Annotated in this window: 14 protein-coding genes; 9 read left to right on the top strand and 5 right to left on the bottom strand. The window is 72.7% G+C overall.

Going from position 1 to position 12,216, the window contains the following annotated elements; genetic code table 11:
- Positions 1–254 precede the first annotated feature (254 nt).
- Positions 255–437 carry a hypothetical protein gene (locus tag RMT89_RS12845; RefSeq protein ID WP_315883844.1) on the top strand — a complete coding sequence of 61 codons (183 nt, stop codon included), beginning with the start codon at positions 255–257 and terminating at the stop codon, positions 435–437.
- A gap of 103 nt (positions 438–540) precedes the next feature.
- Here the strand turns inward: RMT89_RS12845 and RMT89_RS12850 are convergent, their stop codons facing one another.
- A complete protein-coding gene (locus tag RMT89_RS12850; RefSeq protein WP_315883845.1) occupies positions 541–1,926 on the bottom strand; it encodes a tannase/feruloyl esterase family alpha/beta hydrolase in 1,386 nt (461 codons plus the stop codon).
- Between the two features lie 365 nt (positions 1,927–2,291).
- Here RMT89_RS12850 and RMT89_RS12855 point away from each other — a divergent pair, with 365 nt between their 5' ends.
- From RMT89_RS12855 to RMT89_RS12865, 3 genes are read left to right on the top strand one after another with little or no spacing between them, the layout of a single operon-like run.
- On the top strand, positions 2,292–2,429 hold the full coding sequence (locus RMT89_RS12855) for a hypothetical protein (RefSeq protein WP_315883846.1): 138 nt from the start codon (positions 2,292–2,294) through the stop codon (positions 2,427–2,429).
- Positions 2,430–3,749 carry a hypothetical protein gene (locus RMT89_RS12860; protein ID WP_315883847.1) on the top strand — a complete coding sequence of 440 codons (1,320 nt, stop codon included), beginning with the start codon at positions 2,430–2,432 and terminating at the stop codon, positions 3,747–3,749.
- Between the two features lie 19 nt (positions 3,750–3,768).
- A complete protein-coding gene (locus RMT89_RS12865) occupies positions 3,769–4,248 on the top strand; it encodes a hypothetical protein (RefSeq protein WP_315883848.1) in 480 nt (159 codons plus the stop codon).
- An 18-nt stretch (positions 4,249–4,266) separates the two neighbouring features.
- Here the strand turns inward: RMT89_RS12865 and RMT89_RS12870 are convergent, their stop codons facing one another.
- The 3 genes from RMT89_RS12870 to RMT89_RS12880 all read right to left on the bottom strand — a co-directional run bounded on the left by RMT89_RS12870 (position 4,267) and on the right by RMT89_RS12880 (position 6,255).
- Positions 4,267–5,160 carry a hypothetical protein gene (locus tag RMT89_RS12870; RefSeq protein WP_315883849.1) on the bottom strand — a complete coding sequence of 298 codons (894 nt, stop codon included), beginning with the start codon at positions 5,158–5,160 and terminating at the stop codon, positions 4,267–4,269.
- Positions 5,161–5,295: 135 nt separating this feature from the next.
- Complete coding sequence (locus tag RMT89_RS12875; RefSeq protein WP_315883933.1) at positions 5,296–5,592, bottom strand: hypothetical protein; 297 nt, start codon at positions 5,590–5,592, stop codon at positions 5,296–5,298.
- A 138-nt stretch (positions 5,593–5,730) separates the two neighbouring features.
- Complete coding sequence (locus RMT89_RS12880; protein WP_315883850.1) at positions 5,731–6,255, bottom strand: PadR family transcriptional regulator; 525 nt, start codon at positions 6,253–6,255, stop codon at positions 5,731–5,733.
- A 104-nt stretch (positions 6,256–6,359) separates the two neighbouring features.
- On the opposite strand from RMT89_RS12880, the gene RMT89_RS12885 reads away from it, so the two are divergent.
- Positions 6,360–7,115: an alpha/beta hydrolase gene (locus tag RMT89_RS12885; protein WP_315883851.1), complete on the top strand. Its 756-nt coding sequence runs from the start codon at positions 6,360–6,362 to the stop codon at positions 7,113–7,115.
- Positions 7,116–7,118: 3 nt separating this feature from the next.
- On the opposite strand, the gene RMT89_RS12890 is transcribed toward RMT89_RS12885, so the two are convergent.
- A complete protein-coding gene (locus RMT89_RS12890; protein ID WP_315883852.1) occupies positions 7,119–7,718 on the bottom strand; it encodes a methyltransferase domain-containing protein in 600 nt (199 codons plus the stop codon).
- A 172-nt stretch (positions 7,719–7,890) separates the two neighbouring features.
- Between RMT89_RS12890 and RMT89_RS12895 the strand changes: the two genes are divergently transcribed.
- From RMT89_RS12895 to RMT89_RS12910, 4 genes are read left to right on the top strand one after another with little or no spacing between them, the layout of a single operon-like run.
- Complete coding sequence (locus tag RMT89_RS12895) at positions 7,891–8,664, top strand: MHYT domain-containing protein (protein ID WP_315883853.1); 774 nt, start codon at positions 7,891–7,893, stop codon at positions 8,662–8,664.
- A gap of 42 nt (positions 8,665–8,706) precedes the next feature.
- On the top strand, positions 8,707–11,229 hold the full coding sequence (locus RMT89_RS12900; protein ID WP_315883854.1) for an ATP-binding protein: 2,523 nt from the start codon (positions 8,707–8,709) through the stop codon (positions 11,227–11,229).
- Complete coding sequence (locus RMT89_RS12905) at positions 11,226–11,699, top strand: roadblock/LC7 domain-containing protein (RefSeq protein WP_399498048.1); 474 nt, start codon at positions 11,226–11,228, stop codon at positions 11,697–11,699. The genes RMT89_RS12900 and RMT89_RS12905 overlap by 4 nt, the downstream gene beginning before the upstream one ends.
- Before the next feature lie 22 nt (positions 11,700–11,721).
- Positions 11,722–12,138 (top strand): DUF742 domain-containing protein, encoded by a 417-nt coding sequence (locus RMT89_RS12910; RefSeq protein ID WP_315883855.1) that lies wholly within the window; start codon positions 11,722–11,724, stop codon positions 12,136–12,138.
- Positions 12,139–12,216: the final 78 nt, after the last annotated feature.

A 12,216-nucleotide genomic window follows, 5' to 3' on the forward strand; every position in this document is an offset into this window, starting at 1 on the left:
GGGTACAGCACCGGCTGGTTCGGTCGGGCATGAGGGGGCTGTGTTCCGCGTCACTGCCGTGGGAGGGTGGGGTATGCCCCTGTGCGGACGCCGCTCGCGCACACGGCGAGCCCCTCCCGAGCGAGTGGGCCAAGAGGAGGACCAGTAGGGGGAACACCTCAGGGACGTCTCAGGGTCGCGGTCCGGAACCGCGGGAAGCGCGGGCCCGTTTTGAGAGCAGAGAGCGGCAGTGCGCCGCGGAGGAGGCGACACACATGACGAGGAACCACAAGATCGCCGCAGGAGGTGCGGCGGTCGGGATCATTCTGCTCATCTGGCTGCCCTGGTGGGCAGCGCTCCTGATCATTCTGGGCGTCCCGGCCGCCGCGTACCTCGCACTCGACCCCTCACAGCGGCGCAGGCTGCGCCGTTCGACCCGCAAGGAGCTCGGCCGCTGAGGCAGCGGGCCGCGGCCGGAGGATGGCTGCAAGATCCTCCGGCCGGGGCCCGGCGCCTGGCCAGAGCCCGGTGCCTGGCCGGGTGCTGGAGCCTGGACAGGTCTTATTGCCCGGCCGGGTCCGACAGCGCGCAGGAGTCGACCACATCGCCGCTCGCGGGCCTGCCGACGGTTCGGTCCGCGGGTGGCTGGACGCCCCGCTCCACCCAGGAGACCAGCGCTTCGAACGCCGAGCGGTAGCAGGGCAGGATCGGCCGCAGTCGGTCCGGGTGGCTGTCGTACAGCCCGTCGACATGGGTACCGCCCTCGATCGTGTAGTAGCGGTGCAGTGCGCCCCGACCGGCGGAGCCGATCATCCGCGCGTACACATCCGAGTCGGCCGCCTTCGGCAGCAGCGCGTCCAGATCGCCGTGCAGCGTGATCAGCGGTCGGCCGATCCGTCCGGTCAGCGCCACCCTGGCCACCGCGCGATGGACGGAGGCCGGACGTGACGCGTAGTCGTACGTCGCGTCCTCGGCGCAGGGTGCGAGAATCTGCTCCGGGGTGGTGCCCGCGGACGGACCGGGGCAGCCGGGGGCGTACGAGGGGTCGAACTCGGCGCGGTAGATCTTCTGTGTGACGCCCCAGTAGGCCTTCTCGTGGTACGGCCACAGGAACTCGGAGCCGCGCGCGAAGCCCACCGCGTACAGATCCTCATCACGCGCCGAGCCGACCGTACGGGCCACCGTCGTGGGGAGCGAGGTGAGCAGGTTGGGACCGTCCGCCGTCCACAGCGCTCCTTCCCAGTCCACGCCCCCGTCGTACAGCTCCGGATGGTTCTCCAGCTGCCAGCGCGTGAGATAGCCGCCGTTGGAGATGCCGGTGATGTATGTGCGGAGTGGGAGATGCCCGTAGCGCTGGGCCACGGCCTGCCGGGCGGCGCGGGTGAGTTGGGTGGTCCGGGTGTTCCACTCGGCCACCGCGTCACCGGGGCGGGTTCCGTCGCGGTAGAAGTCGGAACCGTTGTTGCCCTTGTCGGTCGCCGCGTAGGCGTAGCCCTGGGCGAGCACCTGGTCCGAGATCGCCTTGTCCGTCGCGTACTGCCGACGCGTGCCCGGTGCGCCCGTGACGACCAGGCCGCCGTTCCAGCGGTCCGGCAGCCGGAGGACGAACTGCGCGTCGTGCTTCCAGCCGTGCGTGGCGTTGAAGCGCGAGGAGTCCGGGAAGTAGCCGTCGATCTGGATCCCGGGCACCCCGGACGGCACCCGGGTTCCGGCGGCCGTCAGCCCCGTCTGGTCGGCCATGTCGGTGTACGGCGTGCCGGCGAGGCCAGTCGTGGTCAGATCCGGGAGACAGGCGCGCTGCTGGAAGGCCGCGCCGGGGATCCGCACCCGCTCCTGGCGCGCGCAGTGCTCCTCGCCACCCTGGGCGGCCCCGACGGGAGTCGGCCAGGCGAGCGCCGCCGTCATCAGCGTGGCGGCGACGAACGGAACACCTCGGGACAGACGCATGGCGGCCTCCAGGTAGGGGAGTTGACGAGAGCGGGGACGGGAGCCGGAGCTGCCCCATGGTGCGGTCCCCCCCTTCGCCTCATCCATGGGTTGGGGCCACATGGAACGGCGTCGTGGCATGGGGGACCAAGACAGGCGTCGGGGGAGTGGGGCGGCGCGGGGAAAACCACTTGCTCGGTTGATCAACGCCACGTCACGATGGCCGACATGACGTATGGAAAGGAGGCCCAGCGACTCCACGGTGAGCGCTGATGGCCGCACATGAGGCGTCCCGGACGCCGTCCTCCGAGCCCCAGACCCCGCCCGCGCCCCTGACACTGGGTTGGCTCAGGGCCCACTTCGAACCCCTTCCCTTCCCAGCGCGTATGAGCGCCTTGGCGCGCTACGCCCGCGCACTCACCCCGGACGCCTACGAGACCCTGCGCCGGGCCCTCGACGGCGGCGAGCCGGACGACCGGCACACCGGCCTGTTCCTCGCCGTCGCCCGCCGGGACACCGAGTGAGTGGCCGCCGCCCTGGCGGACCCGCTGCTCGGCCGCCGCGCACGATCGGCCGCACTGCGGCTGCCGATCCCTGAACAGGCTCTGGAAGAACTGGCCTTGAGCGAGGTCAGGGCCACCCGCCACGACACCTACCGGCTCCTCAGAATCAGCCGCCGCCAGGCACTCGCCGCACGACTGCTGCCCGACGTCCACACACGCCACGGCGCCCGGGACGCGGCCGCCCTGCTGCCCGCCTGCTCCGCGGACACCGTGGCAGCCTGGCTGTCGCGTCTGGAACCGGAACCCGGGACCCTCAACTCCCTGGCCCGCACGGCTCCCCGAGCGGTCGCCGCGTACCTGGCGGCCCAACGCGCCCAGTACGCCCAGCAGACCGCCTACACGTTCGCCCACCGGCACAGGAGCGTGGCGTCGGTCGCCGCGAGCCGAGACCCCGGAGCGGCGCTCCTGCTTCTGGAGCGGGCGCCCGATCTGCTCACCCCGCGAGGGGTGCTCTCCGCGCTGCACCGGCCCGCCGAGGCGCTCGCCGTCCTGCGCGCGTCAGACCCGGACACCGACGGCCGCCCTCCCCGCCACCCCCTCCCCACCGGGCCCTTGCCCCCGGCAGTGCAGAAGGCGCTGCTGGAACTTCCCGTCGAGGATCTCGCGGCGCTGGCCGCGTACTGCCCCGCCAAGGGGAGCCGCAGAGGCCGCCTCGAACGGCTTGAGACAACCCCCGACAGCATGCTGCTCCGCCTGCCGCCCGCCGACCGACGGCGCGTCGTCGAAGGCGTCGGCGACGACCGCAAACGGCCCGGTGACCTGCCCCTGAGCGCGCTCGCGGCCCTGGAACCCTCCGACCGCGCGGCTCTGACCGCCCCCCTGTTCCAGCAGAGAGCCCGCAGACTGCCCCGGACCACCGCCCGCCGGGCAGCCGTCCTGCCTCTCGCCGAGGGCGAACCTCGCCTGCGCGAGCTCACCGACAACCACCGGTCCTTCGAACGCGCCCTCGCCTGGCCCGCCCTGCTGGCCTGCGCCGAACTCGAAGGCGACCCCGAAGAGTTCGCCCGCATCGCCGTGGACTGCGAGCGCGCCTGGCACGACCGGGACGAGGTGCGCCGGGCAACCCTGGAGCAACTGGCCGAAGCGGCCCCCCACCTGCTGTCCGCCCTCCCTGAGCGCGTCCTGCGTGACGCGACCCTCACCGCCGTCCAGTCGCGCGACTCGACGAGCGGCACCCACCGCGCCGTCCGGCGGCTGCTGTACCGCGTCGCCGAACGAGCGGCGGTCACCGGGCGACCCGATCGCGCGGCGCTCGCCGTAGGACGCGAGGCGGGCGCGTGATCCGGACCCGTCGATCCGGGTGGGGGCGCTGCGTCGGCTGCACGCGCTGGCCCAGGGGGTGCGGCTGGGACAGGGCGGCCGGGCCGGGCTGTCGGTGCTCGACGCGCTGACCGAGATGCTGGAGGCCGCCGGGCTCCATGCCGACGCCGCGCATCTGTGCTGGACCGTCGCTCTGGGGGCCGTGGCGCGCGGTCGTCCCGACGAGCACCGGTGGGACCGGCTGGTTCGCGTGTGCGAGGCGGGGCCGGGGCGGCTGCCGTCGGCGTACGACATGCCGGTGAACCTCAACCGGGCACACGCGCGTGCCGCCGCGCTCGCCGTGGCCCGGAGCCTGCGCGTCCGTGGAACGCCCGTGTCCGGGCTGCTGGCGGTGGCGCTGGTGCGCGCCGGAGGGCTCGCGACCGCCTGGGAAGCGCACTGGCGGCAGGAACTCGACGCCCTGCGCGGCCACTGCGACCCGGACACCGCCATGGAAGCACTCTTCGTCGACACCGGGTGAGGCCCGGTACGCACGGCCTCAGCTGGGGCGTACGGCCATCTTGTCGAGCGCCTCCAGGAGGCCCGGCAGCTCCGGACCGCGCCCCACCGGCAGAACTTCGCCGGGCTCCTCGTCGAGCAGCACGAAGGCGATGTCGTCGGTCCTGGCCACGAGCGACCAACCGGGACCGTCGGCACGCAGGGTGCGGGCGTCACCCGACGCGAAGGCGGACCGGACCCGTCCGAGGGGCGGCGGGGTCTCCACATACGCGCGTGCCTCGGCGAGAACCCGGCGAATGCCGCTGTGCCCCTTCGGCTTCGGCTCGCCCCCGTCCGAGGACTCGCCCGAGGCCTCCGCAGCGGCGTCCTCCGCGGCTTCCAGCGGCGCCTCCTGGCTCTCGGCAGCCTCGGAGCCGCCCCCGGGGGTCGGGAAGTCTGCGTCGTCGATCTGCTCGCGCCACAGGGCCCACTGCAGGGCGATCTCGTCGGCGCCCAGCCGACGCTGCGCCGGGCCCCACACGGAGGTGTCCGGCGGCGCCAGGGGCGGCCCCTCCGCGACGTCGGGCCCGGGGTCGTGCGGCGGGGGCACATTGGGGGCCGCGACGGCGACGGCCAGGGGCCAGCCGGGCAGGGCGGCGACGACCGTGCGCTCGTCCGGTGACAGGTCGTACTCCATGCCGCAGTCCCAGGACGCGATGGCGACCGCGACCAGCGAGACGTCGTCGATGACGACCGTCCAGCGGGCGCCGTCGCCGTCCTGGCCGAGCACCAGCCCGTACCCGTCGGCGAGCGGCGCGAGACCGAGCGCCGCGCATGCCTCCGGATAGTCGTCGCCCAGCACGCTCGGGAACTTCGCCGGCGTCAGCAGCACCGCCGTGAGCACGTAAAGCGCGTCGTCCTCGGCGGCGACGGCGTCCTCGTCCGTCCCGGCCATCCCAGCCTCCCCATCGGTTCGTCCATCGGCGCGCACCCTAGTGCGAGCGGAAGGCCCTTGTCACGACTCCCCAGCCATCCGGAGCTGCAGTTTTCCGGCTGGAGGGGGTGAAATCGACCTTCCTTCGCAGGGCGGTCAGGCGGCCGGAAGGCCGAGGAGGCTCCGCGCGACGGTCCGGGGGGACTCGTCGCGTTCCCGCGCGAGGGCGATGACGGCCCGGCACGCCAGCTCGTTCACCCCGAACGACAGCGCCTCCGGTGACACCCACCCGGCGGCCTCGTCGATGCGCTCCTGGTCGTCCTCCGCGCAGGCCGAGACATAGGCCGCGGCGGCCTCGAACAGATTGTGCGTACGCGTGTCCTGATCGGCGTTCGGCTCCGTGCGCCAGGCATCCAGAACTCTCCCCCAGGACTGTCGGACCTTGCCGAACATGCTGCCCACCTTCCCCCTGCGTGGTGCCATGGCTGATCGTCCATCTCCTGCTGCTCAACGTAGAGTTGGAGTTCCGGCGGCAGAAGGGGGACGGCGCGGTCAAGAGCCTCGGGTACCCACCCGGAGCCCGGTACGCCGTCAGTCTTCGAGCGAGGCGATCGTCTCCCGGAGCCAGCCCAGTTCGGCCCGCGAGGTGGCGCGCGCGATGGTCAGGATGCCGCGCCGGAAGGGGTCGTCGAACTCCTCGGCGCTGAGCGGCCGGTCGCCGTCGTAGAAGAAGCTGGCGGGTTCCTCCAGGAACGCGAGGCGGCGACGCAGCACGGTCGTCTGGGCCTTCGCGTCGTCCAGGTGCCGGAGGAAGGCCAGCACGGTGAACCAGCGGTTCTCGTCGGTGATGTCGCGCTGGACGGGTTCGGCGAGCCGCCGCCGCAGGTCCCGCCTGCCCTCCTCGGTGAGCGTCAGGACATGGCGGGGAGCCGCCACGGCACCGGGCTCGGTGGCGCGCTCCAACAGGCCCGCTGTCTCCAGGCGCTTGATCGCCGGGTAGAGCGTGCTCTCCGCGATCGGACGCACGTGCCCCGTGAGTGCGGTGATGCGCTTGCGCAGCTCATAGCCGTGCAGGGGGGCGTCGTAGAGGAAACCGAGGATGGCGAGCTCCAGCATGGCCACATCCTCGCGCAACCGCGCGGGTAATGCATCGGTCTGGCTATACATCGGTTCCGATGTATTCTCCTGGGTGACCATTGGCGCACGGCGAGGGCGACGCGATGAAGCAGGCCGAGTTCGACGGCAAGGGGAGCTGTGTCCGGTGGACGGAGACGCCGGGCGATGAACCCGCGCGCGTGTATGTGCACGGGCTGGGATCGGTGTCCTCCGTGTATCACGCGCACATCGCCGCCCGTGCCGAACTCACGGGCCGGCGCAGCCTCTTCGTCGATCTGCCGGGGCACGGCATCAGTGATCGGCCCCAGCATTTCGGCTACACCCTGGAGGAGCACGCCGACGCCCTGGCGGCCGTACTGGACGCCGCGGGACTGACCGGCGCCGAGTTGGTCGCGCACAGCCTGGGCGGCGCCGTCGCCATCGTGCTCGCCCATCGGCGCCCCGAACTCGTCTCCCGGCTGGTCCTGACGGAGGCCAACCTCGACGCCTTCCCGCCGCCCACCGCGGGAAGCAGCGGCATCGCCTCCCACGAGGAGGACGCCTTCGTCGACGGCGGTCACGCGCGCGTGCTGGAGAAGGTCGGACCGCTGTGGGCGGCCACGATGCGCCTGGCCGACCCGCGCGCGCTGCACCGCACCGCGGTGGGGCTCGTCCTTGGTTCGCGGCCCGTGATGCGCGAGATCCTCGAAGACATCCCCGTCGAGCGCGTGTATCTGCAGGGCGAGTTGAGCGGTGCCCTGGAGGACAGGCACGCCCTGGAGGCGGCGGGTGTGCGCGTGGTGATGGTGCCAGGCGCCGGCCACAACGTCATGTTCGACAACCCTGACGTCTTCGCTGCCGCGGTCGCCGGGCAGGTGTGAGGGTCAGCTCTCTCGCACCGCGAGCGCCAGGAAGCGGTCGTCCTCGTCGACGTACGACGTCATGCGCCACCCGGAACCGGCCAGCAGCGAGCGGAGGTTGGGCTCCGCCCGCAGATCGTCCGGGGTGATCTGCCGCCCCTGACGGGCCGCGAGGGCCGCCCTGCCGATCGGGTGGAACAACGCCAGTGTGCCGCCCGGTCGCACCGCACGGGCCAACTCCCGCAGATTCTCCGCTGGATGGGGCAGATGCGCGATGAGTCCCGCCCCGAAGACGGCGTCCAGCGATCCCGAGCGCAGCGGGAGCACCGCCACGTCGGTGAGCAGCAGCTGCCCCTCCCGGTGCCGTCCCGCCCGTACGGCGGCCTCCAGCATGGCCGGGGTCAGATCGGCCCCGAGGACCACTCCCGAGGGCCCCACGGCCGCACGCAGGGGCGGCAGGGCCCGTCCGGTGCCGCAGCCGGCGTCGAGTACGCGGTCCCCCTCGCGCAGCCCGAGGTCGGCGACCGCGGCCGCGTAAGCGGGGCCGTCGTCGGGGAACCTGTCGTCCCAGTCGGCGGCTCGGGCGGTGAAGAACTCCTGGACGTGTGTGTGGTCGTCGCTCATGTTCCGCATGATCCCTCACTGGTGGGAGTGATGCCCTCACCGACAGGGATGACGCAGAGGCGCACACGTTCGAGCGGAGGCGATCGTTCAGGGAGGCTTCCGTGTCATATTTCAACACCTTTCGAAATGCGCCCCCTTTGTGAGCCCCTGCCCCGACTAGCGTCCCTGGGTCATGGGACACATGGACTACGCCGCCCTGGGGTGGCTGACACCCGCACTGTCGTACGCCATGGCCTGCATCGGCGCCGCGTTGGGGCTGCGCTGCACCGTCCGCGCCCTCGGCGCCACCGGCCGCTCGCGCCGCAACTGGCTCGTCACGGCCGCCTCGGCCATCGGCACAGGTATCTGGACCATGCACTTCGTGGCCATGCTGGGCTTCAGCGTCAGCGGCACCGACATCCGCTACGACGTGCCGCTCACCATCGCGAGCCTGCTCGTCGCCATGGCCGTCGTCTGCGCCGGTGTCTTCGCCGTCGGCTACAGCCGCGACCGCACACGCGCGCTCTTCCTGGGCGGCCTGACCACGGGGCTCGGCGTGGCCAGCATGCACTACCTGGGCATGGCGGCCGTCCGCCTGCACGGCGAACTGAACTACGACCCCGTCCTCGTCGGCCTCTCGGTGCTGATCTCCGTCGTCGCCGCCACGGCGGCACTGTGGGCGGCGCTCAACATCAAGTCACCTGTAGCCGTCACCGTCGCCTCCCTGATCATGGGCGCGGCGGTGAGCAGCATGCACTACACCGGGATGTTCGCGGTGAGCGTACGGGTCACGCCCGGCGGGGACGTCCTGCCCGGGGCCACGGCGATGCAGTTCATCTTCCCCCTCGCCGTCGGCCTCGGGTCCTATCTCTTCCTGACCTCGGCCTTCGTCGGCCTGTCCCCGACGACGGGGGAGCGCGAGGCCTCCGCCTCCGCCCAGCGGCCGGTCGAGAGCGTCGCCCGTTAGCCACCGGCACGCCCCGACGAACCACTTCCGAGCGAGGAGGCCATGCGTACACCCCGGAGGACCACCCCACCCGGCGCCGACACGCCGCCCCCACCCCCCGTGCGCGGCCGCCGCGCCCACGCGGGACCACCCGCCGACGAAATCCCGGACGAACCCGCGGGCGCGGTAGCCGAGGAGGCGCCCGCGCGCGGAGGACGCTGGCGGATACGGCCGCGTACCGTCCGAGCCAAGATCGTCTGTCTGCTGATGGTTCCGGTGGTCTCGCTGCTGGCCCTGTGGGCCTACGCCACCGTCACCACCGCGCAGGACGTCTCCAGGCTGCGGCAGGTCCAGCGCGTCGACGCCGAGATCCGGGCCCCCGTCGCAGCCGCCGTCGCCGCCCTCCAGACCGAGCGCGCGACCGCGGTACGGCTCGCCACCGACCCCTCCGCCGTGCCGGGCGGCGACTACAAGAAGCTCACCGAACGCACCGACGCGGCCGTGGCCGAGCTGCGCCTGGGCGACGACAACACCGTCGCGGACGCCGAGGAGCTGCCCCCCGGAGTGGCCCAGCGGCTCGACGAGTTCGTCACCGGCGCCGAGCAACTCGGCTCGCTGCGCACCGCCGTGCTCGACCGCAGGGCCGGCTGGGACCAGACCTACGAGCGGTACACGAAGACCATCGCGGCCGCCTTCCCCGTGGGCGGCGCGCTCACCGGCATCCAGGACGCCGACCTCGGCTCCGACGCGCGCGTGCTGCTCGAATTCTCCCGCGCGGGAGAGGCGTTGGCCCAGGAGGACGCGGTACTGGTCGGCGCACGCCTGGCCGGCAAGCTCGACGGTGAGCGACTGCGGCTGTTCTCCGGCGCCGTCGAAACCCGCCGTATCCTCACCGAGGCCGCCGTCGCCGACCTGCGCGGCCCCGAGCGCACCGCCTGGCAGAGGCTCGCCGCCGACGGTGACTACGCCGCCGTGGGCGCCGCGGAGAACGCGGTCCTGGCCGCCGCACCCGGGGCACGCGCGATCGACGCCGCCCCGCAGGCTGCCTGGGACCGGGCACTGGCGCGCGTGCAGGACGAGATGCGCACCATCGAGGCCGACGCGGGACGCGGAGTCGCGGACCGGGCCGACCCTTTCACCCGCGGACTGCTCACCCCGGCCGGCGCCGCCGTGCTCCTCGGCCTCGCCGCCGTCGCCGCCTCGCTGGTGATCTCGGTACGCATCGGCCGCGGACTGGTCGTGGAGCTGGTGAGCCTGCGCAACAGCGCCCTGGAGATCGCCCGCCGCAAACTCCCCGAGGCGATGCGGAGACTTCGCGCGGGCGAGGAGATCGACATCTGTGCCGAGGCCCCGCCGGGACCGCCCGCGGAGGACGAGGCCGGACAGGTCGCCGAGGCACTGGGCACCGTCCACCGCGCCGCCGTGCGCGCCGCCGTCGAGCGCGCCGAACTCGCCAGCGGCATCTCCGGGGTCTTCGTCAACCTCGCCCGCCGCAGCCAGGTCCTGGTGCACCGTCAGCTCAGCCTGCTGGACAGCATGGAGCGCCGCTCGGACGATCCGAACGAACTGAGCGACCTGTTCCGGCTCGACCACCTCACCACCCGTATGCGCCGCCACGCGGAGAGCCTGATCATCCTCTCCGGCGCGGCACCCGGCCGCGCCTGGCGCATGCCTGTCTCGCTGACCAACGTGGTGCGCGCGGCCGTCTCCGAGGTCGAGGACTACGCTCGCGTGGAGGTACGACAGCTGCCCGAGGCGGCCGTCATCGGCGCGGCCGTCGCCGACCTCACCCACCTGCTGGCGGAACTCGTCGAGAACGCCGCCCAGTTCTCGCCGCCCCACACCCGCGTGCGCATCACCGGCGAACCCGTGGGCAACGGCTACGCCGTCGAGGTCGAGGACCGCGGCCTCGGCATGGGCAAGGAGACCCTCGCCGAGGCCAACCGCCGTATCGAACAGTCCGAGGCGCTCGACTTGTTCGACAGCGACCGGCTCGGTCTCTTCGTGGTGAGCAGGCTCGCCGCCCGGCACGGCATCAAGGTGCACCTGCGCACCTCGCCCTACGGCGGCACGACCGCCGTCGTTCTGCTGCCCACCTCGCTGTTGCACGGCGGAGCGGCGGAACGTTCCCCCCGCAAGGCCGCCGCGGCACCCCAGGCCGTCGAGCGCGAGTACGCGCGCGTGACCGGCGGCGCCGCGCACCAGGAGCCGGTGGAAGCACCGGCAGACCGGCCCGCGCTGGTGGCCCCCGCACCCGTGGCCGCGAAGACGACCACCGAGACCCCGCCACCCGGAGTCACCACCTTGCGACTGCACCGCCCCCCGGACGACTCCGACAGCTCCGACGACCTGCCCCGCCGCGTCCGCCAGGCGAACCTCGCCCCTCAACTGCGCGAGCCGCACGCCGAGGAGCCGAACCGGTCATCCGCCGACGGGGGCGACGACCGGCGCACACCCGAGCTCGTACGGGACCGCATGGCGGCGTACCGCGACGGCTGGGCGCGCGGCGGCGGGCGGAAGCCGGACCGCGGTGCCGCCCCGGATTCGACAGTGCGCAGCGACAGCAGCGAAGGAGACCCCGCATGATCCAGGATCCCGGCATGAGGGACGGCGTGGGGGTCCCCCCGCGCGAGCGAAGCCGAGAGTGGGGGAGGTCCGGCGAACTCGACTGGCTGCTGGACGATCTGGTGCTGCGCGTGAGCGAGGTGCGCCATGCGGTCGTGCTCTCCAACGACGGTCTTGCCGTCGGCGCGTCCACCGATCTCAGGCGCGAGGACGCCGAGCACCTCGCGGCGGTCGCGTCCGGCTTCCACAGTCTGGCCAAGGGCGCGGGCCGGCACTTCGGCGCCGGTGGCGTGCGCCAGACCATGGTGGAGATGGACGAAGGCTTCCTGTTCGTGGCCGCCGCGGGCGACGGCTCCTGCCTCGCCGTCCTGACCGCCGTGACCGCCGACATCGGCCTCGTGGCGTATGAGATGGCACGTCTGGTGAAACGTGTCGGCGAGCACCTCTACACCGCGCCGCGTATCGGCGCGCGGCCGCCCGCCGCGGGCTGAGGCCAGAAGGCGGTCCGTACCGATGAACGACGAAGACCTGAGGGGCGCCCCGCGCGAGCAGGGCAGCCAGTGGTACGACAACGAGGCCGGGCCCCTCGTCCGCCCGTACGCCATGACGGGCGGGCGCACCAAGCCCGGTCCCACCGGAGTCCGCTTCGACCTGATCGCGCTCGTCACGCTGGACGCGGGCGCACCCGGCCCCGATGACGAGACCGCGCTCGGCCCCGAACACCGGGCGCTGATCGAGCTGTGCCGGCCCGAGACGCAGTCGGTCGCCGAACTCGCCGCGGGCGCCGACCTTCCGGTGGGCGTCGTCCGGGTGCTCCTCGGCGACCTCCTGGAAACGGGCTGTGTCACCGTCAGCCGGCCGGTGCCGCCCGCGCAGCTTCCCGACGAGCGGATTCTGCGCGAAGTGATCGAAGGATTGCGGGCGCTGTAGATGACAGCTCACAACAAGGCAAAAAGCGTCGGATCCTTCGGGAGAGCACCGGAGTTGTCATGATGCTGACTTCGCACA

The organism is Streptomyces sp. P17 (assembly GCF_032436805.1).
Classification (GTDB): Bacteria; Actinomycetota; Actinomycetes; order Streptomycetales; family Streptomycetaceae; genus Streptomyces.